The sequence below is a fragment of the Vibrio sp. Vb1554 genome (assembly GCF_033344235.1).
The window spans coordinates 107,576-129,258 of record NZ_JAWPOJ010000007.1 but is presented as its reverse complement, the minus strand read 5'-3'; the positions used below and the strand labels follow the sequence as shown (position 1 = coordinate 129,258).

General features: G+C 44.5%; 19 protein-coding genes, 1 tRNA gene and 1 riboswitch. Of the genes, 15 read left to right on the top strand and 5 right to left on the bottom strand.

What is annotated here, in order from left to right; translation table 11 throughout:
* Positions 1-239: 239 nt before the first annotated feature.
* Positions 240-315: transfer RNA gene (locus tag R8N28_RS08395), tRNA-Asn, on the bottom strand.
* Between the two features lie 557 nt (positions 316-872).
* On the opposite strand from R8N28_RS08395, the gene uvrB reads away from it, so the two are divergent.
* The 3 genes from uvrB (at position 873) to luxU (ending at position 4,941) form a co-directional block, all read left to right on the top strand.
* Complete coding sequence (gene uvrB, locus R8N28_RS08390) at positions 873-2,903, top strand: excinuclease ABC subunit UvrB (RefSeq protein ID WP_017636056.1); 2,031 nt, start codon at positions 873-875, stop codon at positions 2,901-2,903.
* Positions 2,904-3,193: 290 nt separating this feature from the next.
* On the top strand, positions 3,194-4,600 hold the full coding sequence (gene luxO / locus R8N28_RS08385; RefSeq protein WP_005380768.1) for a quorum-sensing sigma-54 dependent transcriptional regulator LuxO: 1,407 nt from the start codon (positions 3,194-3,196) through the stop codon (positions 4,598-4,600).
* The gene (gene luxU / locus R8N28_RS08380) at positions 4,597-4,941 is read left to right on the top strand and encodes a quorum-sensing phosphorelay protein LuxU (protein WP_017636054.1); all 345 of its coding nucleotides are present in this window, start codon (positions 4,597-4,599) and stop codon (positions 4,939-4,941) included. The genes luxO and luxU overlap by 4 nt, the downstream gene beginning before the upstream one ends.
* 138 nt (positions 4,942-5,079) lie before the next feature.
* Here luxU and R8N28_RS08375 read toward each other — a convergent pair whose 3' ends face one another.
* Positions 5,080-5,976: a YvcK family protein gene (locus R8N28_RS08375; RefSeq protein ID WP_065274717.1), complete on the bottom strand. Its 897-nt coding sequence runs from the start codon at positions 5,974-5,976 to the stop codon at positions 5,080-5,082.
* A gap of 175 nt (positions 5,977-6,151) precedes the next feature.
* Positions 6,152-6,286: riboswitch (molybdenum cofactor riboswitch) on the top strand.
* On the opposite strand from R8N28_RS08375, the gene moaA reads away from it, so the two are divergent.
* The 11 genes from moaA (at position 6,275) to R8N28_RS08320 (ending at position 16,376) form a co-directional block, all read left to right on the top strand.
* Positions 6,275-7,264 carry a GTP 3',8-cyclase MoaA gene (moaA, locus tag R8N28_RS08370; protein WP_065274716.1) on the top strand — a complete coding sequence of 330 codons (990 nt, stop codon included), beginning with the start codon at positions 6,275-6,277 and terminating at the stop codon, positions 7,262-7,264. (Overlaps the previous riboswitch by 12 nt.)
* 101 nt (positions 7,265-7,365) lie before the next feature.
* Positions 7,366-7,878 (top strand): molybdenum cofactor biosynthesis protein B, encoded by a 513-nt coding sequence (gene moaB, locus R8N28_RS08365; protein WP_005388935.1) that lies wholly within the window; start codon positions 7,366-7,368, stop codon positions 7,876-7,878.
* Between the two features lie 26 nt (positions 7,879-7,904).
* On the top strand, positions 7,905-8,384 hold the full coding sequence (moaC, locus tag R8N28_RS08360; RefSeq protein ID WP_005380779.1) for a cyclic pyranopterin monophosphate synthase MoaC: 480 nt from the start codon (positions 7,905-7,907) through the stop codon (positions 8,382-8,384).
* The gene (moaD, locus tag R8N28_RS08355; RefSeq protein WP_017636051.1) at positions 8,381-8,638 is read left to right on the top strand and encodes a molybdopterin synthase sulfur carrier subunit; all 258 of its coding nucleotides are present in this window, start codon (positions 8,381-8,383) and stop codon (positions 8,636-8,638) included. Before moaC ends, moaD begins: the two co-directional genes overlap by 4 nt.
* A 1-nt stretch (position 8,639) precedes the next feature.
* Positions 8,640-9,095, top strand: coding sequence for a molybdopterin synthase catalytic subunit MoaE (gene moaE, locus R8N28_RS08350; protein ID WP_005380781.1), 456 nt, complete (start codon positions 8,640-8,642; stop codon positions 9,093-9,095).
* A 531-nt stretch (positions 9,096-9,626) separates the two neighbouring features.
* Complete coding sequence (locus R8N28_RS08345) at positions 9,627-11,303, top strand: ABC transporter substrate-binding protein (RefSeq protein WP_065275078.1); 1,677 nt, start codon at positions 9,627-9,629, stop codon at positions 11,301-11,303.
* Positions 11,304-11,431: 128 nt separating this feature from the next.
* Positions 11,432-12,352, top strand: a complete 921-nt coding sequence (gene oppB / locus R8N28_RS08340) for an oligopeptide ABC transporter permease OppB (protein WP_005380786.1) — start codon at positions 11,432-11,434, stop codon at positions 12,350-12,352.
* 15 nt (positions 12,353-12,367) lie between these two features.
* Positions 12,368-13,270 (top strand): oligopeptide ABC transporter permease OppC, encoded by a 903-nt coding sequence (gene oppC / locus R8N28_RS08335; protein ID WP_017633861.1) that lies wholly within the window; start codon positions 12,368-12,370, stop codon positions 13,268-13,270.
* Positions 13,271-13,297: 27 nt separating this feature from the next.
* Positions 13,298-14,269, top strand: coding sequence for an ABC transporter ATP-binding protein (locus tag R8N28_RS08330; RefSeq protein ID WP_005380792.1), 972 nt, complete (start codon positions 13,298-13,300; stop codon positions 14,267-14,269).
* Positions 14,248-15,261 (top strand): murein tripeptide/oligopeptide ABC transporter ATP binding protein OppF, encoded by a 1,014-nt coding sequence (gene oppF / locus R8N28_RS08325; RefSeq protein WP_005387265.1) that lies wholly within the window; start codon positions 14,248-14,250, stop codon positions 15,259-15,261. The genes R8N28_RS08330 and oppF overlap by 22 nt, the downstream gene beginning before the upstream one ends.
* Positions 15,262-15,428: 167 nt before the next feature.
* Positions 15,429-16,376: a glutathione S-transferase family protein gene (locus R8N28_RS08320; RefSeq protein ID WP_042523110.1), complete on the top strand. Its 948-nt coding sequence runs from the start codon at positions 15,429-15,431 to the stop codon at positions 16,374-16,376.
* Positions 16,377-16,489: 113 nt separating this feature from the next.
* Here the strand turns inward: R8N28_RS08320 and R8N28_RS08315 are convergent, their stop codons facing one another.
* From R8N28_RS08315 to R8N28_RS08305, 3 genes are all read right to left on the bottom strand, one after another.
* Positions 16,490-16,912, bottom strand: coding sequence for a hypothetical protein (locus R8N28_RS08315; RefSeq protein ID WP_065274715.1), 423 nt, complete (start codon positions 16,910-16,912; stop codon positions 16,490-16,492).
* A gap of 342 nt (positions 16,913-17,254) precedes the next feature.
* The gene (pta, locus tag R8N28_RS08310) at positions 17,255-19,399 is read right to left on the bottom strand and encodes a phosphate acetyltransferase (RefSeq protein ID WP_005380805.1); all 2,145 of its coding nucleotides are present in this window, start codon (positions 19,397-19,399) and stop codon (positions 17,255-17,257) included.
* Positions 19,400-19,535: 136 nt separating this feature from the next.
* Positions 19,536-20,732 carry an acetate kinase gene (locus tag R8N28_RS08305; RefSeq protein ID WP_005380807.1) on the bottom strand — a complete coding sequence of 399 codons (1,197 nt, stop codon included), beginning with the start codon at positions 20,730-20,732 and terminating at the stop codon, positions 19,536-19,538.
* Positions 20,733-21,078: 346 nt separating this feature from the next.
* On the opposite strand from R8N28_RS08305, the gene yfbV reads away from it, so the two are divergent.
* On the top strand, positions 21,079-21,531 hold the full coding sequence (yfbV, locus tag R8N28_RS08300; protein ID WP_005380809.1) for a terminus macrodomain insulation protein YfbV: 453 nt from the start codon (positions 21,079-21,081) through the stop codon (positions 21,529-21,531).
* Positions 21,532-21,683: the final 152 nt, after the last annotated feature.

Sequence of the window (21,683 nt, the reverse complement as noted above, 5' to 3'; positions counted from 1 at the left end):
TCATTTTTTCAATGATTAAATTGCATTAATAATAGATTCAATTGGTTATGATTGTTTTTTGCTAGAAAAGAGACAGAATTAAATGTGTGGTACTGTGAGAACACTATCTATGACAATGTTATGAGTTCTGTAATTTGAACTTATTTCGGTGTGATTTTATGACGCCTAGATTGGCTTAGATTTCATGGCGATTAAGATACAAAAAAAGCCGTGTCTTGCGACACGGCTTTTCTATAATCTGGCTCCTCCTGCTGGGCTCGAACCAGCGACCTGCGGATTAACAGTCCGTCGCTCTACCAACTGAGCTAAGGAGGAATTGCTTTGCTTGAAAGCGGGACGAATCTTACCGAGCACTCAAACTACTGTCAACAGTAAAAAAATACATTTTTAGAAAAAAATATTGAGTTAAGGGCTTTACTTTTCTGTATGGCTTGCCAGTAAAGGCTCGAGGTTAGTTATCCACTAAATTTGTGGATAAGTATGTTGATGAGATCTGGGTAAAGAAAATTGATATGCAACTAAGTTTTTATTTAATGAATCTTTAGTCAGAGTTATGCGTAAAATAAGCAAATAAAACAGAGATTTATCGATGTTAATCAAAAGGTATTCAAAGTGGATAAAAATCAATCTTTTGGGGATAAGAAAGTTTTAAGCTAATTTTTGGGGAAAAGTTGTGGAAACTATAATGTAAAGAATGTGTGTAGCTCTTCAACTAGGGCGAAGTACTATATCAGAGTCACTTTTGTATGGCTATAGCATTCTAGACAAACAAGAAAATTTATTAACAATGATGGTTAAATTCTCGATAGACGTAGATTTCATTAGCTAAGGTGTATATATACAGCCTTAGCGCAGTAAAATTGAGGAAGGGTATGAGTAAAGTCTATGAATTGGTCTCCGATTATCAGCCGTCGGGCGATCAACCAGGAGCGATCAATCAGTTGCTTGAGGGGCTCGATGCTGGGCTAGCACATCAAACATTGTTGGGGGTCACAGGCTCAGGTAAAACCTTCACACTAGCGAATGTGATTGCTCAAGCCCAACGACCTGCAATATTACTTGCGCCAAACAAAACGCTTGCTGCTCAGTTATATGGTGAGATGAAGTCATTCTTTCCTAATAATGCGGTTGAGTATTTTGTTTCTTACTATGATTACTACCAACCTGAAGCATACGTTCCCACAACAGATACTTTCATTGAAAAGGACGCTTCGGTTAACGCCCACATTGAGCAAATGCGACTGTCTGCCACTAAAGCTTTATTGGAACGGAAAGACGCTATTATCGTTGCTTCGGTTTCAGCTATCTATGGTTTGGGTGATCCGGAATCCTACTTACAAATGATGCTTCATTTGCGACGTGGAGATGTGATTGATCAGCGTGATATGCTTCGTCGCCTAGCGGAGCTCCAATACTCGCGCAATGATGTTGCTTTTGAGCGAGGGCAGTTCCGTGTCCGTGGCGAGGTGATTGATATATTCCCTGCTGAATCAGACCAAGACGCTGTACGCGTTGAGATGTTTGACGATGAGGTGGATTGCATCAGTGTGTTCGACCCATTGACAGGCGTGGTCAAACAACGAGACTTGCCGCGCTATACCATCTATCCCAAGACGCACTATGTGACGCCAAGAGATCGCATTCTTGAAGCGATTGAAAATATTAAAGTCGAACTAGAAGTGCGCAAAAAGCAGCTTCTAGATAACAACAAGCTACTGGAAGAGCAGCGAATTAGCCAGCGCACTCAATTCGATATCGAAATGATGAATGAGTTGGGCTTTTGCTCCGGTATCGAAAACTATTCTCGTTATCTCAGTGGACGCTCGGAAGGTGAGCCGCCACCAACCCTGTTTGACTACTTACCTCATGATGGCTTGTTGATCATCGATGAATCTCACGTGACAGTACCGCAGATAGGTGCCATGTATAAAGGCGACCGTTCGCGTAAAGAAACGCTGGTGGAGTTTGGTTTCCGGTTACCTTCAGCTTTGGATAATCGTCCACTGAAGTTTGAGGAGTTTGAAGCACTAGCGCCACAAACGATTTTCGTCTCTGCTACGCCTGGAAATTACGAACTAGAAAAATCGGCGGGTGATGTAGCGGATCAAGTCGTTCGTCCTACAGGCTTGCTTGACCCTGAGTTGGAAGTTCGCCCAGTAGCGACCCAAGTCGACGACCTATTGTCTGAGATCCGTATTCGCGCTGCTAAAGATGAACGAGTTCTGGTTACAACACTGACCAAACGAATGGCTGAAGATCTCACCGAATACCTTCACGAACATGATGTTAAGGTACGTTATTTACACTCAGACATTGATACTGTTGAGCGTGTGGAAATTATCCGTGACCTTCGTCTTGGGGAATTTGACGTGCTGGTGGGAATAAACTTATTGAGAGAGGGCCTGGATATGCCAGAGGTCTCGTTAGTTGCAATTTTGGATGCGGATAAAGAGGGCTTCTTGCGGTCTGAACGCTCACTCATTCAGACCATTGGTCGTGCTGCACGAAACATCGAAGGTAAGGCGATTTTATACGCTGACCGAATCACCAACTCAATGAAAAAGGCGATGGATGAAACTAACCGTCGTCGCGAGAAGCAGGAAGCGTACAACGAAGAAATGGGTATTTCGCCACAAGCGCTCAAACGAAATATCAAAGACATCATGGAACTTGGCGATATCACTAAGTCTAAACGCCAGCGTAACACTAAACAGGTACCATTATCGAAAGTGGCGGAGCCTTCGCAAACTTACGAGGCACTGTCCCCTCAGCAGCTAGAAAAAGAAATCAGTCGACTGGAGGCAGCGATGTATCAGCATGCGCAAGATTTAGAATTTGAGTTAGCGGCACAAAAGCGTGATGAGATTGAAAAACTACGAGCGCAGTTCATCGCAAATAGTTGAACAAACTTACCGATTTAACTATCCAAGCATTTTAGGTCGCTTGTAAAAAAAGAAGCCAATAGGCAGTCGGGTCTATTGGCTTGTTTTGTGAACATATCGTTCACTAACAACGTCAGTTGGCTAGGTGACCCGAGGGGTCACTATCGTTACAGCATGGTTTGTGCCACTTTTTAAATAATTGATATTATTTTTGAATTTTTTCCTTTGCCCATAATTTAGCTAATGTTATTTGCAAAATGCAAAGCGTAATGCGATTATTGTTTAAAACACAACAAAATAATAGCTAGGTTATGCAACAAAAACCCGAAGGCCCAAAGTCTCGTTACCTTTTAATGGTCGAGGACACCGCATCTGTTGCGGCTCTGTACCGCTCATACCTGACACCGCTTGGCATAGATATCAATATTGTCGGCACAGGTAGGGATGCCATTGAGAGCCTAAATCATCGAATTCCAGATCTTATTTTACTCGATCTCCGTCTGCCAGATATGACGGGGATGGACGTTTTACATGCCGTTAAAAAGAGTCATCCCGACGTACCTATAATTTTTATGACCGCTCACGGTTCTATCGATACCGCTGTCGAGGCCATGCGTCATGGCTCACAAGACTTTCTAATTAAACCGTGTGAAGCAGACCGTTTACGTGTCACGGTTAACAATGCAATTCGTAAAGCGACCAAGCTAAAAAATGAAGCCGATAATCCAGGCAATCAGAGCTATCAGGGGTTTATCGGCAGTAGCCAAACCATGCAGCAGGTTTACCGTACGATAGATTCAGCGGCGAGCAGTAAAGCGAGTATTTTTATCACAGGTGAAAGTGGAACTGGTAAAGAGGTATGTGCCGAGGCTATTCACGCAGCAAGTAAACGTGGTGACAAACCTTTTATTGCAATTAACTGTGCTGCAATTCCAAAAGATTTGATTGAGAGTGAACTGTTTGGTCACGTAAAAGGGGCCTTTACTGGCGCTGCGAATGATCGTCAAGGGGCAGCTGAGTTAGCGGATGGCGGCACACTTTTTCTAGATGAGCTTTGTGAGATGGACTTGGATTTACAAACCAAGTTGCTACGATTTATTCAAACGGGCACATTCCAAAAAGTGGGTTCCTCAAAAATGAAGAGCGTGGATGTGCGCTTTGTTTGTGCCACTAACCGTGATCCCTGGAAAGAGGTACAAGAAGGTCGATTCCGTGAAGATTTGTACTATCGTTTGTATGTCATTCCTTTGCATTTACCGCCTTTACGCGAACGAGGCGAAGATGTTATTGAAATTGCATACTCACTGTTAGGTTACATGTCACACGAAGAAGGAAAAAGCTTCATACGTTTTGCGCCTGATGTCATCGAGCGATTCAACAGCTATGAGTGGCCGGGTAACGTTCGTCAGTTACAAAACGTGCTACGCAATATCGTTGTTCTAAACAACGGTAAAGAGATTACGTTGGATATGTTACCGCCACCGTTGAATCAACCGCTTGACCGTCCGTCGTCTGTGGCTAAATTAATTGAGCCGAAAGCGATGACCGCATCTGAGATTATGCCATTATGGATGACGGAAAAAATGGCAATCGAGCAAGCGATTGAAGCATGTGATGGCAATATTCCTCGAGCGGCGGGATACCTTGATGTCAGTCCGTCGACGATTTACCGCAAGTTACAGGCATGGAACGGCAAGGAAGAGCGGCAAAAAGTATGAGTGTAAATGTATTAAATCAGCAAAAAATAGATGAACTGTCGATGGAAATTGGCAGTGACAACGTACCTGTACTGTTCGATATCTTCCTAGGAGAAATGGATACCTATATCGAGAACTTATCCCAACTACAGGGGGCAGAGCGATTAGCTTACTCAAAAGAAATCAGCCACGCGCTGAAAAGTAGTGCTGCGAGCTTTGGGGCAGATCGCCTTTGTGAACTGGCGATGTCCATAGACAAAAAAGCGAAAGCCGGTGAGTTGACTGCGGAGTCTGAGGAGTTAGAGGCTATGTTCGATCTTTTGCACGAAACTCGAGATGCTTATCGCTCTTGGCGACAGTAACTATTTATTCCTATTAACCATTTTTTCTTAGTAAACATCTGTTCTTACTGGATGCCTGAACTAAAACCCTTCGATTACAGAAGGGTTTTCATTATCAATAAACACCTTAAAAGAGGGCGCTAGCCAGGTAACGCGCTCTTAAATAGAAAGTTGTAGCTGACTTTCAATCGCTAGTTTGAGCTTGTTTCTATCGTGACGCCAGTCTCGGTTAGAGGAGGCGAGTGACTCCGTCACTACATTCCATTGACTTAAGACGTCTTGCTCGGTTTTCTCTGCTAGAACCACGTCTATTTTTCTTCCTTGACAGGCACGTTCACACCATTCTAATTTTTGATCCATCGTCATTCGTCCCGCTGGGCCGTATTCTGGACTCAGGTTAGCAACAAAAATGACTTTTGCTTTTGTGTTTGCTGCAATCGCTTTGCCGAGTTCAGGCAGCAATAAAGGAGGCATGATACTAGTTAAAAAACTGCCAGGGCCAAGAATAATCGCGTCCGCTTCCGCCAAAGCTGTGATGGCTTCTTTGGTAGCAGGCACTTCTGGTGAAAGATCCAAACGTCGCAAGTCTGCTTTCATTTCGTCGACATTTGTTTCTCCCGTAACCCACTTCCCATCTACGGATAACGCGGAAAGATCGGAAGGGTGTTCGGACATGGGAAGGATGTTAACGTCGACTTTTAACATATTGCGAATCAGATTAATGGCATCTAAAGGTCTGACCGATAAGTTATCGAGTGCAGTAAGCATCAAATTACCAAGATTATGACCATCAAGTTCGCCAGTGCCTTTGAAGCGATATTCAAACATCATCGAACTGATTGAAGGCTCTGTAATGAGCTGATTAATACAGTTACGTGTGTCTCCCCAAGCGATTCCTCCTTGGCAGTGACGAATTCTTCCTGTTGAACCACCATTGTCAGTCGTGGCAACAATCCCAGTTGCATTGCTGCCAAAATCTCGTAATGCGGCCAGCATTCGACCTAAGCCATGACCACCGCCAACAGCGACCACTTTTTTATCTGTGTAGATATTCATTATGTTCTTCTAATAATCTAATAAAAAACGGCTACAATTTATCTTAAGGAGTGTCTTAAAGGTACTCACTTAGCGGTAAATTGTGTCTCTAGAGAGTTTTTTATCACTCAAGTCTGGATTCCATTACAAATATTAAGTATTTTACACCGCAAAGCTATCAGAGATTTCATATCTCTGGTTGCCATAACTCCGAGCTCACTATTGCTAAGTCCTTGGATAAGCGTTTTGAGCCAGTGGCATACTGTCACAAGGGCATGATTGGAAATGGCCATGCCTCCCGTGTTTGGAAAGGTGTTCCGTGGCGCAACAATTCGAAGACAAATTTCATCGTAAGTTTTATTACTTGCGTCTGTCTGTGACCGACGTATGTAATTTCAAATGTACCTATTGCCTTCCTGATGGCTATAAGCCTTCGGGCAATAAAAACTCGTCTTTTTTATCTCTCCCTGAAATCAAACGGGTCGTAAAAGCATTCGCTGATTGTGGCACGTCAAAAGTGCGCATCACTGGTGGTGAGCCTAGCTTGCGCAAAGATTTCACTGACATCATTCATTCTGTCGCAACGACGCCAGGCATCAAAAAGGTGGCGACGACGACCAACGGCTACAGAATGGCGAAGCAAGTTGCAGACTGGCGTGAAGCCGGTTTAACAAACATCAACGTGAGTGTAGATAGCCTTGACCCGCGTATGTTTCATCAAATCACAGGTGAAAATAAGTTTACTGAAGTCATGAATGGTATCGAACGTGCGTTCGAGGTCGGTTATGAGCAAGTAAAAGTTAATGTGGTGTTGATGAAAGATCTGAACCATCACGAGCTGCCAGCGTTTCTTAACTGGATAAAAGATCGTCCAATCCAACTGCGTTTCATTGAGTTGATGCAAACGGGTGAGATGGATGAGCTATTTAATAAGCACCATGTATCCGGAGTGGCAATTCGTAACCAGCTAATTGCAAATGGTTGGTTGCTGAAAGTGCGCTCGCATAATGATGGTCCTGCGCAAGTATTTGTTCATCCTGATTACAAGGGTGAAATAGGTCTTATCATGCCTTATGAAAAAGACTTTTGTGAAAGCTGCAACCGACTGCGCGTTTCTGCGATGGGTAAGCTGCACCTATGTCTGTTTGGAGACCACGGTGTAGAATTGCGTGATCTTTTGGAACGTGATGAGCAAGAGAGTGAGCTTATTGAACGTATCCAGGCGCAGTTACAAACCAAGTCGGTAAGCCATTTCTTGCATGATGGCAATACTGGTATGACGCCACACCTCGCGTCTATCGGCGGCTAACTTCATTCAATTTTTAGAGCGAGTTCACTGATAAGCTGGCTCTAACTTTTTCCGAATCGATACCAAGCGTATCAAAGCTAATTAAGAGAATAGGTGAACAAATGGGTCACGCTGAAAGCAAATTCCAACCTGCAAATATTGCCGTTCTAACGGTATCTGACACTCGTACTGAAGAAAACGATACCTCTGGTCGTTACCTTGCTGAACATGCTCAAGAAGCGGGTCACAACGTAGTAGACAAGCAAATTGTTATTGATGATATGTACAAGATCCGCGCGATTGTTTCTCAATGGATTGCTGATGAAAGCGTACAAGCTATCATGATTACTGGCGGTACAGGTTTCACCTCACGTGATAGCACGCCAGAAGCACTTAAGCCTCTATTTGATAAAGAAGTTGAAGGTTTTGGTGAGTTGTTTCGTATGGTGTCGTACGAAGAGATCGGTACGTCTACGATTCAGTCTCGTGCGATTGCAGGTTTTGCTAACCACACCGTGATCTTCGCAATGCCAGGTTCAACTGGTGCGTGCCGCACAGGCTGGACAAAAATTATTAAACAGCAGTTGGATGCAAGTCATCGCCCTTGTAACTTCATGCCACACCTATCTGTATAACCTTTCCTAAAAGCGAAGGAAAAACAATGACCCAATTTACACATATCAATGCTTCTGGCGAAGCAAACATGGTTGACGTGTCAGCAAAAACGGAGACGGTTCGTGAAGCTCGTGCTGAAGCATTTGTTCACATGGCCCCAGAAACACTTCAACTGATTGTCTCTGGCCAGCACCATAAAGGTGATGTATTTGCGACGGCTCGTATTGCTGGTATTCAAGCTGCGAAGAAAACCTGGGATTTGATTCCACTTTGTCATCCGCTACTACTCTCTAAAGTTGAAGTTCAACTGGAAGCTATCGAAGCAGAAAACAAAGTTCGCATCGAATCAGTATGTAAACTTGCGGGTAAAACTGGCGTGGAAATGGAAGCGCTCACGGCAGCTTCCGTTGCTGCTCTAACGATTTACGATATGTGTAAAGCAGTACAAAAAGACATGGTTATTGGTCAAGTTCGTCTATTAGAGAAAACGGGTGGTAAATCTGGTCACTTTAAGGTGGAATCATGATTAAAGTACTTTTCTTTGCTCAAACTCGCGAGCTGATTGGCATCGACAGTGTCGAGTTAGACGGGCCGTTTGAAACGGTTGAATCAATTCGTGCACATCTAGTGGAAGAAGGCACTGAGAAAGATGGCAAGTGGGATTTAGCGCTCGAGCCAGGAAAGCTACTTGCTGCAGTGAACCAATCCATCGTCCCTCTGGATACACAAGTAAAAGCAGGTGACGAAGTTGCGTTTTTCCCGCCGGTAACTGGGGGTTAAGATGGATTCTCGTGTTTCTGTACAAATTGAAGATTTTTCGGTCGAGCAAGAATATCAACGTCTATCTGAAGGGACGGCTGCCGGCGCTGTCGTTACATTCGTTGGTAAAGTTCGAGATATGAACCTTGGGGATAATGTGATTGGTTTACATCTAGAGCACTATCCGGGGATGACAGAGAAGAGCTTGAGCGACATTTGCGATCAAGCTGAGTCTCGCTGGCCACTATTAGGTGTACGCGTGATTCATCGTGTCGGAGACATGGATAGCGGTGATCAAATTGTATTTGTGGGCGTTTCCAGTGCGCACCGCGGCGCGGCATTTGATGCGTGCGAGTTCATCATGGATTATCTGAAAACCCAAGCACCATTTTGGAAAAAAGAGCGTACGACGAATGAAGATCGTTGGATTGAGTCGCGCGACACCGATCATCAAGCTGCACAGCGTTGGGAAAAATAGAACTAACCCGCATTCTAGTGAAAAAAGCTAAGTGCTAATGGCACTTAGCTTTTTTTGTATTTATCTTCATTGTATTGCTCACTTTGTTTCGATATTTCCTATCTTTTGTCTGGTGATATTCTTCACAATAAAAGTTTTTTGCCCAATATATAAACAATTATTTGTTAGACTTGATTTGTCATAAATGTTAAATGATGTGTAAATATCTAGCATAAGATGCTAGTAAATGGTTTAAACTCAGATTAATCGAAAGTTTCGCCTGTTAAATGTCGCTTCTGGTCTTTATTTGGCTGGTGAATGCTTTGGGGTTAGAGTTTACTGCTAGATATGTGTGGTTTAGTCAGCATTATTGGTTTTTTTGCTACATTTTTATGGCAAATTACTTCAATGATTGCTAATGTGTGCCGCAGTCTTTGTAAGGTTTTAGACTTTTGTGCTCAGAAAGTGCACTAAAAAAATCTAAAACTCTGACCGTTCCAGGCCCTTACAAAGAAGTCATGGATGCTAACGAAAAAATTTGGAGTTTTACGCATGTATAAGAATAAAATCACGCGCGCTTTATTTATTGGTGCTGGTCTTTCTCTCGCTCTAGCTGGTTGTGGTGAAAAGCCTGCGGAGAAACAAGCTGCTGAGCCTGCTCCGGCTCCAGCCCCTGAAGCTAAATCTGATTCTAAAGAGCCAAAACTTGCTGCTGTTCAAGAATTGGTGCGTGGTAACGGTACAGAAGTTGCGACAATAGACCCTCATAAATCTCAAGGTGTTCCAGAATCCCACGTGATTCGCGATCTTCTTGAAGGCCTTGTAAACCAAGATGCGGACGGTAACACTATCCCTGGTGTTGCAGAATCTTGGGACACTGAAGACAACAAAACATACACTTTCCACTTACGTGAAGACGCAAAATGGTCAAACGGTGATCCTGTCACTGCAGGTGATTTCGTTTACAGCTTCCAACGTGCAGTCGATCCAGCAACCGCCTCTCCATATGCTTGGTACATGGAATACACCAAGATGAAGAACGCAAAAGACATTGTTGCGGGTAAAAAAGATAAGAGCGAGTTAGGTGTTAAAGCGGTTGACGATCACACGTTAGTGGTTGAGTTAGATACTGCAGTACCATATTTTGTAATGATGATGGGCCACACGACAGTGAAACCTGTTCATCAAGCAACTGTTGAAAAGTTCGGCGATCAATGGACGAAGCCAGAGAACTTTGTAGGTAACGGTGCTTATGTTGTTGACAACTGGGTTGTAAACGAGCGTTTGGTTCTAAAACGTAACGAACAGTACTGGGACAACGAAAACACGACGCTTGAGCAAGTTACTTTCCTACCAATCGAGAACCAAGTAGCGGAAATGAACCGCTTCCTAGCGGGTGAAATCGACTTCACGAATGAGCTGCCTACAGAGCACTTCAAGCGTCTGAAGAAAGAGCACCCACAAGAAGTGTCTGTAACCGGTAACTTATGTACTTACTACTACATCTTCAATACGAAGAAAAAGCCGTTTGATGATGTTCGTGTGCGTAAAGCGATTTCTTATGCGATTGACCGTAACATTGTGACCGATGCGATTTTAGGTCAAGGTCAAAAGCCAGCTTACTTCCTAACACCTGAAATTACGGCAGGTTTCAACCCAGAAATTCCTGCATACGGCAAAATGACGCAAGAAGAGCGTAACGCAGAAGCTGCGCGTCTATTGGAAGAAGCGGGTTACGGCGCAGACAACCCTCTTGAATTTAACCTTCTATACAATACATCAGAGAACCACAAGAAACTTGCGGTTGCACTGGGTTCAATGTGGAAGAAGACACTTGGTCTAGATGTTACGCTAGAAAACCAAGAGTGGAAAACTTACCTATCTACCAAAGATTCTGGCAACTTTGAGGTTGCTCGTGCAGGTTGGTGTGGCGACTACAACGAAGCTTCATCTTTCCTAACGCTGATGATGAGTAATAACACTACTGGTGGTATTCACTACGACAGCAAAGAGTACGATGCGATCATGAACAAAGCATTTGCTTCAACTTCTGACGAAGAGCGTCAAGCGCTTTACCTAGAAGCAGAGAAGTTGATGGCAAAAGATATGCCAATCGCACCTATCTACCAGTACGTGAAATCACGTCTACTATCACCGAAAGTTGGTGGCTTCCCAGTAAATAACGCGGAAGACAAGATTTACTCTAAAGATCTCTACATCACAGAGTAATTCGTAACTCGATAGAACTATAAAAATGAGGCCCTACATGTGAGAAATTGCATGTAGCGCCTATCTTTAGTCCAAAAGAATTGGACGACTTCTTTAATTTAACTGTCACAGACTGAAAGAGTGAGTTTATGCTTAAATTCATCGCAAAAAGGATATTTGAGGCGATCCCAACAATGTTGGTTTTGATCACCGTATCTTTCTTTCTTATGCGCTTTGCACCGGGAAACCCTTTCTCGACAGAGCGTCCATTGCCACCCGAAGTAATGGCAAATATCGAAGCTAAATATGGCTTGGATAAACCTGTATTTGAACAATACACCACGTATTTGACCAATGTTATCCAAGGTGATTTCGGACCGTCATTTAAATACCTTGATTACTCAGTAAACGAGCTGATCGCGGTTGCCTTACCTGTTTCGGCTAAAGTGGGCTTCATCGCCTTTATCTTTACTTTGATAATGGGGGTTACCGTCGGTACCATTGCTGCGCTCAAGCAAAATACTTGGATTGATTATACCATTATGTCGACTGCGATGCTTGGTGTGGTAATGCCATCCTTTGTATTAGCGCCTGCGCTTATCTACATATTCTCGCTTCATTGGAATATCTTCCCTGCGGGTGGTTGGCAAGATGGTAGCTGGCAGTATTTAGTGCTTCCTGTTATTGGTATGTCGCTACTGTATGTTGCTACCTTTGCTCGTATCACGCGTGGTTCGATGATCGAAACCCTAAACAGTAACTTTATTCGTACGGCACGTGCTAAAGGTCTAAGTTACCGTTACATCATTATCAAACACGCTCTGAAGCCGGCACTTCTCCCTGTTGTTTCTTACATGGGTCCAGCTTTCGTAGGTATCATCACCGGTTCCGTTGTTATCGAAACCATTTTTGGTCTGCCTGGTATTGGTAAACTATTCGTTAACGCTGCGTTTAACCGTGACTACTCGCTAGTAATGGGGGTAACCATTCTGATTGGTTTCCTATTCATTCTATTCAACGCGATTGTAGATATTTTACTTGCAATGATTGACCCGAAAATTCGCTACTAACAGGGACGTTTGGTTATGTTAACGAAAAAAGAAAACCTAGAAGCGATTGAGAAATTCTCCGAAAACTTGGAGATTGAAGGTCGCAGTCTTTGGCAAGATGCTCGTATCCGTTTCATGCGCAACAAAGCGGCGATGGTGAGCTTATTCCTTCTTGTTCTAATGACGTTGGCGGTTATTATCCTGCCAATGATCGCACCGTACACATTTGATGATACTGACTGGTACGCGATGCACGTTGCACCGAATGCTGACCATTGGTTTGGTACTGACAGCTTAGGCCGTGATTTATACGTGCGTACGCTAATTGGAGGTCGTATTTCGTTGATGGTAGGTGTTATGGGTGCATTTGTAGCGGTACTGATTGGTACGCTCTACGGCGCAGCATCTGGTTTCATCGGCGGTAAAGTTGACCGCGTAATGATGCGTATTCTAGAAATTTTATACGCGGTACCGTTTATGTTCCTGGTGATTGTACTGGTAACATTCTTCGGTCGTAACATCATGCTGATCTTCGTTGCGATTGGTGCTATCGCATGGCTAGATATGGCGCGTATCGTACGTGGTCAGACTCTTAGTCTACGTAGCAAGGAGTTTATCGAAGCGGCACATGTGTGTGGTGTAAGCAACTGGAAAATCATTACTCGTCATATCGTACCGAACGTACTGGGTATTGTAGCGGTATACTCTACGCTGCTTATCCCAAGTATGATTCTAACGGAATCATTCCTATCATTCCTTGGTCTTGGTGTTCAGGAACCAATGACAAGTTGGGGCGCTCTTCTACAAGAAGGTGCACAGACAATGGAAGTAGCAATCTGGCAGCTGGCATTCCCAGCAGTGTTCATGGTTGTGACGCTATTCTGCTTCAACTACGTTGGTGACGGCCTGCGCGATGCGCTGGATCCAAAAGACAGATAATTAAAAGATAAGATTAAGGAAGCAATGATGAGCTTATTAGATGTCAAAGATCTGCGCGTCGAATTCACCACGCAAGATGGTATCGTAACCGCAGTAAACGATTTGAACTTCTCTCTCAACCAAGGCGAAACCTTAGGTATCGTTGGAGAGTCGGGATCAGGTAAATCTCAAACCGTATTCGCAATCATGGGCCTTTTGGCTAAGAACGGTATTATTTCTGGTAGCGCAAAGTTTGAAGGCAAAGAAATCCTAAACTTACCAGAAAAAGAACTGAACAAAGTGCGTGCGGAACAGATCGCAATGATCTTCCAAGACCCAATGACATCACTGAACCCTTACATGAAAGTGAGTGATCAGTTGATGGAAGTGCTTATGCTGCACAAAGGCATGGGCAAAGCGGAAGCATTTGAAGAATCAGTACGCATGCTGGAAGCGGTAAAAATCCCTGAAGCGCGTAAGCGTATCACGATGTACCCGCATGAGTTTTCAGGCGGTATGCGTCAGCGTGTAATGATCGCGATGGCGTTGTTATGTCGTCCTAAACTGCTTATTGCCGATGAGCCAACAACAGCACTTGATGTGACGGTACAAGCACAGATCATGGACTTGTTGAATGAGCTGAAATCTGAGTTCAACACAGCGATCATCATGATCACGCACGACCTTGGTGTGGTTGCAGGTTCGTGTGACAAGGTGCTAGTGATGTATGCAGGCCGTACTATGGAGTACGGCAACGTAAACGAAATTTTCTACAATCCAAGCCATCCTTATGCGGAGGGGCTGCTGAAGGCGATTCCTCGCCTCGATACTGAGGGTGAAATTCTGCCGACCATTCCTGGTAATCCACCAAACTTGCTTCGTCTACCGCCGGGCTGCCCTTATCAAGAGCGCTGTCACCGTGTGATGGATCGTTGTAAGCGCGAGGCGCCAATTCTGACACCATTTGGTGATGGTCGTCAGCGTGCATGTTTTTCTGAATGGGAGGCTTGGAACAAATGAACGCAGTAGACAAAAAACTAATTCTGGACATTTCTGAGCTGAAAGTTCACTTCAGCATTGCCTCAAAGTCGGCATGGCCGTGGTCAAAGCCTTCGAGCCTGAAAGCGGTAGATGGCGTGAACGTTCGACTATACGAAGGGGAAACGCTTGGTGTAGTAGGTGAATCAGGTTGTGGTAAATCGACGTTTGCTCGTGCCATCATTGGTCTGGTTGAAGCTACTGACGGCCAAGTAGTTTGGTTGGGTCAAGACCTTACTAAAATGAAAAGCGTTCAGCGCCGTGAGACGCGTAAAGAAATTCAGATGATTTTCCAAGACCCATTGGCATCGCTGAATCCGCGTATGACTGTTGGTGATATCATTGCTGAACCTCTTGAGACATTCTATCCAGAACTGTCTAAGCAGGAAGTGAAAGATCGCGTTAAAGAGATGATGGCGAAAGTTGGCCTATTACCTAACGTGATTAACCGTTACCCACACGAGTTCTCGGGTGGTCAGTGTCAGCGTATCGGGATAGCGCGTGCGCTTATCCTTAAGCCTAAGATGATCATTTGTGACGAGCCAGTATCGGCGCTTGATGTATCTATTCAAGCTCAGGTGGTTAACCTACTTAAAGAGATTCAAAAAGAGTTAGGGCTTTCTCTGGTATTCATTGCGCATGACTTGTCTGTCGTTAAACACATTTCAGATCGCGTTTTAGTTATGTATTTAGGTAATGCCGTGGAACTTGGCGAGGCCGAGGCTCTGTTTGCTGATCCTAAGCACCCATATACGCGTGCGCTGATGTCTGCGGTTCCGATCCCGGACCCGGATATTGAGCGCAATAAGAAAATCCAAATGCTAGAGGGTGATCTTCCTTCACCTATCAACCCACCGTCGGGTTGTGTATTCCGCACTCGTTGCCCACAAGCAACCGAAGAGTGTGCGAAGACAAAGCCAACCATTTTAGGTAATGACGTTCACGCGGTATCTTGTTTACACGTTAGTGTATAAATTCAGCCTGTGACGGGCTTAAGCGCGACACCTTCATCGGGTCGCGCTTTTTTTATGTGTCTGATTTATACATTCGAATTTCTTGAACATGATGTCCTAAGTTCGATGATTCTCTGTTTGATAGGAAACGCTAATATAGACACAAACAGAACGAGAGGAGAGCAATCATGGGTAAGCTGGTTGAAGGTGTTTGGCAAGATGTCTGGTATGACACAAAATCAAATGGTGGCAAATTTGTGCGCGAAGATGCCGGATTCCGTAACTGGGTTAAAAACGACCCTGATGCGGAGTTTACACCAGAGTCCGGTCGATACCATTTGTATGTCTCTCTTGCTTGTCCGTGGGCACATCGAACCCTCATTTTCCGCAAGCTGAAAGGTTTAGAACCACATATTGATGTCACGGTCGTTTGCCCTGATATGCTCAGCCAAGGTTGGCAAATGGGGCTTCCTGAGCCATTGTTTGGTCACACGCGTATGTATCAAATTTACACGCAGGCCAAACCCGATTACACGGGCCGCGTAACCGTGCCTGTACTTTGGGATAAAAAGACCAATACTATTGTGTCAAACGAGTCGTCAGAGATCATTCGCATGTTCAATTCGGAATTCAATGCGTTAACAGGGAATCACGACGACTACTATCCAGAACATCTAAAACACGTTATTGATGAGTGGAACGATTTTGTTTATCCGAATGTCAACAACGGAGTGTATCGTTGTGGCTTCGCGACTACACAAGAGGCGTATGAAGAAGCGTTTGATTCTTTGTTTAATGCGTTAGATAAAATCGATGCTCACCTAGCGACGCATCGTTACTTAGCAGGGAACACAATTACTGAGGCGGATTGGCGTTTGTTTACGACTCTTATTCGTTTTGATGCGGTGTATGTGGGGCATTTCAAGTGTAACAAGCAGCGCATCGCAGACTACGAAAATATACAAGGCTACTTAAAAGAGTTGTATCAAGTTGAAGGCGTCGAAGACACGACGGATTTCTATCACATTAAACGCCACTACTACTTCAGCCACACTGGGATTAATCCGACGCAAGTTGTACCAAAAGGGCCTGATTTAGACCTAAATACTCCTCATGGAAGAGAAAGGATTGGCTAGTTTGCTGCTTCCATCGCAAATGAAAAAGTACTTAACGGTTAGCAATGCCGTTAAGTACTTTTGTGTCATCTAAATACCGGGAGTAGGAGTTTACTTTTTCATTCATCGTCACCTTACTTAGCGCGTACGATGTCCATCACTAGCTTTCCGTCCACTTTTACAGGACCGTCCTCTTTAGCGCCGAGCGTATACTCAAACACACCAGTCTTCATGCCACCTTTCTCTCTGTGGACCATTAACATCAGCATATCGCCTGATTCTACTGGTTCCATCAAAATTGCATTTACGTTTTCATTCTTTCCCATTTTTAACGGAGCGTAGCCGATAACAGGACCAGGCTTCATTGATTCGTCTGTTCGGTGGACAACCATCCACCCATTGTCATCAGCATGAGCCATTTCAGCGGTCACCGTTCCTCCGGACATATCTTGATCGACGCCTTTAATACTCGGGGCGGAAAAGCTGAATGAAGAAAAACTAATCAGAAACGCAGCTAAACCAAACTTTATCAGTGATGTATTGATGAAATCCTTCATATATATTCCTTAGCAGTCAATGAGTTTGTGCATTGCAGTAGCTTTTACGTATTTCCTAGCAAAAAAGTTTAGCTAAAACGTAAATAATGTCGATAAATTGAACAGGGACCGTGCTGGTTTGGAGCCAATGCATTTTGGGGAGTGGGTCAATCGGTGTAAGAACAAGCACGAGCAATGTCGATTAGGTATGGGGGGCGATAGGAAGAAAAGCTTTGTGCACCAGTAATTATAGGTTGTGCAGTGATTGGTATAAAAAACAAATAAGTGTTCTGGCCAGCAATAGAAAAAGCCCTCGACGAATCGAGGGCTTTGTATCTATATCCAACTAGATGTCAGAAGCGATTATTTAGCTTCTTGGTCTGCTTGGATAGCTGTTAGAGCGATGGTGTACACGATGTCGTCTACTAGCGCGCCACGAGACAAGTCGTTTACAGGTTTACGCATACCTTGCAGCATTGGACCGATAGATACTAGGTCAGCTGAACGTTGTACCGCTTTGTAAGTCGTGTTACCCGTGTTTAGGTCTGGGAATACAAATACTGTCGCTTTACCTGCAACTGGAGAGTTTGGTGCTTTAGAAGCAGCAACGTTTTCCATAATAGCAGCGTCGTACTGTAGAGGACCGTCAATGATAAGATCAGGACGTTTCTCTTGAGCCAGTTTTGTTGCTTCACGTACTTTATCAACGTCTGCACCCTTACCAGATTCACCAGTAGAGTAAGAGATCATTGCAACGCGTGGTTCGATACCAAATGCTGCTGCAGAGTCAGCAGATTGGATAGCGATTTCAGCAAGCTGTTCAGCAGTTGGATCTGGGTTGATTGCACAGTCACCGTAAACCAGTACTTGATCAGGCAGAAGCATGAAGAATACTGAAGATACGATAGACGCATTTGGTGCCGTCTTGATGATTTGGAACGGAGGAACGATAGTGTTCGCCGTAGTGTGAACAGCACCAGAAACTAGGCCGTCAACTTCGTCGTTCTCAAGCATCATTGTGCCTAGGAATACTGAATCTTGTAGCTTCTCACGAGCCACAACTTCAGTCATGCCTTTAGCACCGCGCAACTCAACTAGGCGAGCAACGTAGTTTTCACGAACAGCATCTGCATCAATGATGGTTACACCAGTACCTAGCTCAACGCCTTGTTGAGCCGCTACGCGACGGATTTCATCTGGGTTACCTAGAAGTACGCAGTCTGCAATGCCGCGTTCAGCACAGATTGCCGCTGCTTTAACTGTGCGTGGTTCGTCACCTTCTGGAAGAACGATACGCTTACCTGCTTTACGAGCAAGTTCAGTTAGCTGGTAACGGAACGCTGGTGGGCTTAGACGACGAGACTTCTGAGTGCCTTCAGTCATAGACTCGATCCAGTTACCGTCGATGTGGCCAGCAACGTGTTCGTTGATGAACTCGATACGCTCTTTATCGTCTGCAGGTACTTCGATGCTGAAGCTCTGTAGGTTTAGAGACGTTTGCCAAGTGTTACCTTGTGCTTTGAAGATAGGTAGACCAGTGTCGAATGCTGGTTTACATAGGCCTTCGATTTCGCTAGGGATATCGTAACCGCCAGTTAGCAGTACTGCACCAATATCCACACCGTTCATTGCAGCAAGAGAAGCAGCAACGATAACATCAGGACGGTCTGCAGAAGTAACAAGTAGAGAGCCCGGTTTGAAGTGCTCAATCATGTTTGGCAGAGAACGTGCACAGAAAGTGATGCTCTTGATGCGACGAGTGTTGATGTCACCTTCGTTGATGATATCTGCTTTCAGGTGTTTAGCCATGTCGATTGCACGAGTCGCAATCAGATCAATGCTCCATGGCACACAACCTAGTACACGAATTGGAGAAGTGTTGAAAATTTCCATCACTTTCAATTCGTTTTGTTTCGCGCTGTCTGCATCGTCAAAGATTTCAGATAGGTCAGGGCGAGTACGGCCAGCTTCGTCAACAGGAGCGTTTAGCTTGTTGATGATAACACCAGAGATGTTTTTGTTTTTAGTGCCGCCGAAGTTAGAACATGCTACTTCGATACGCTCTTTCAGTTGCGCAGGGTTATCAGTACCTGGAGTCGCAACTAGCACGATTTCTGCACCAAGTGTTGCCGCGATTTCCGCGTTTACTTGGTTTGCAAATGGGTGCTTACGAGTAGGTACAAGACCTTCGATTAGCGTAACGTCTGCGTCTTTGTTGATTTGGTTGTAACGTTCAACAACGGTTTCTAGCAGCTCGTCCATGTTGTCGTTACCGATTAGGCTTTCAGCAACAGACATCGCCATTGGTTCACCGATCTTCATATCGCTGTTACGACCAACGATAGTTGAAGTCAGATCTGGCTGATCACCACCTGAACGTGGCTGACAGATTGGCTTGTAGAAAGAAACTTTAACGCCTTTACGCTCCATAGCGCGAAGAACACCCATGCTAACGCTTGTTAGGCCAACGCCTGCGCTAGTAGGGATAAGCATAATAGTACGAGACATTCGTAGAGTACCTTTAGCTATTTGGGGGATAAAAGCTCAACTCTTATTCCATGAAGCTCGAAGAATAGGAGTTGAGCCCCTAAGAAATTCGTTTGAATGAAAATCTGGCTAGCCGAGTGGCTAGCCAGGAATTCAATTAAAGACCTGTCAGGCGAGCAGTGTCTTCAGCGATGACTAGCTCTTCGTTAGTAGAGATAACCATTGCAGGGATACGGCTGTTTTCAGTCGTGATAACGCCTTCGCCGCCGAAGCGAGCTTTAAGGTTAGCTTCGCTATCTACTTCGATACCGAAGATGCCAAGACGGTTTAGAACCATTTCACGGATAGGGCCAGAGTTCTCGCCGATACCGCCAGTGAAAGTGATTGCGTCTAGACGGCCTTCCATTGAAGCAGTGTAGCCAGCAACGTATTTAGCTAGACGGTGGCAGAACACGTCCATTGCGCGTGTTGCTTCTTCTTTTTGACCGTAGTTGTCTTCAACGAAACGACAGTCAGAAGTCACTTCAGTTAGACCTTGAAGACCAGACTCTTTAGTTAGCATTGTGTTGATTTGATCAACAGAGTAACCTAGAGCGTCGTGTAGGTGGAAGACGATAGCAGGGTCGATGTCGCCACAGCGAGTACCCATTACCAGACCTTCAAGTGGAGTAAGACCCATAGAAGTGTCTACAGATTGACCGTTCTTGATCGCACATACAGATGCGCCGTTACCTAGGTGACAGTTGATGATGTTTACTTCTTCAACTGGTTTGTTTAGTAGGCCTGCAACTTCACGAGTGATGAACAAGTGAGAAGTACCGTGCATGCCGTAACGACGGATACCGTGTTCTTTGTATAGGTTGTATGGAAGAGCGTATAGGTAAGACTCTTCAGGCATAGTTTGGTGGAACGCAGTGTCAAATACAGCAACGTTTTTCAGCTCTGGGAAGTTTTTCTTAGCCGCTTCGATACCGATGATGTGAGCAGGGTTATGAAGAGGTGCAAATGTTGCAGCGTCTTGAATACCTTTTAGAACTTCATCAGTAATTAGTGCAGATTGAGTGAACTGCTCGCCGCCGTGAACGATACGGTGACCGATTGCGCCTAGGTTAGCTTTAAGCTCTGGCTTAGAAGCAAGAATAGTTTCTACCATAAACGCTAGTGCTTCTTCGTGAGCTGCACCATTGCCTAGTTGAGCTTCGTGCTTGCCATCAAGTTTCCACTTGATGCGAGCTTCAGGAAGGTGAAGACACTCAGCAAGACCTGACAAGTGCTCGTCGCCGTTCTCGGCATCAACAACGGCAAATTTAAGAGAAGAACTACCGCAGTTTAAAACTAAAACTAGCTTAGACATGTATGACTACCTGTTATTCGTCTGATAAAAAATCAGTTAAAGAATGAAAAATTAATCACAAGAATAGCCGATACCCAGAAGGCTGCGTACTAATCCTGGTCAAAAATTGTTCTAATTCCATATAAAGAAATAGTGATGAACCCTTCCATCACTATGATGCGATCCGTGCAGATAGATATCTCGGAGTTGCTTAAATTGTAAATAACAGCAACAATGAGATTGAGGGTCTGCAAAGGATAGCGATAATAAGCAATGATAACAAAAAAAATTTGAAAGAATATTAACTTTCATCAATTTTTTGTACCTTCAGTTGAAATGTTCAACTATTTTTTAGTGAGAGAGCGGTATGAGTAATAAAGTCGGATTGATCCATAGCCTGAAAGATGGCCAGAATTACATGGAGATCTGGCCGGTTCGTAAAGAGCTAAGCGCCATATTTCCGGAACAGCGTATCATTAAGGCGACTCGCTTTGGCATTAAAGTCATGCCGGCCGTTGCTGCGATCAGCGTACTCACTCAAATGGCATTCAACAATTACCACGCGTTACCTCAATCCATTGTTGTCGCCTTGTTTGCGATTAGCTTGCCACTTCAAGGCATTTGGTGGCTTGGTGCTCGATCCAACACGAAATTGCCGCCTTCTTTGGCCTCTTGGTATCGGGAGTTGCATCAAAAAATTGTGGAAACAGGTTTTGCTTTAGAGCCTGTCAAAGCTCGCCCTCGTTACAAAGAGCTTGCGATAATACTGAACCGAGCGTTTCGCCAGCTCGATAAATCGTCATTAGAGCGTTGGTTCTAATTTAAATTGTTTGAAATGGAGTGTGCACTGGCTGCTCCATTTTTGATCCTGCCTCTATTACCTACTTTGACGGTCGTTGATGAAGCGAGCGAAGCTTTGTTTACCAAAGATTCTTTCCGGATGAAGAAGTCCCCCCGATCACAAATGTTGCT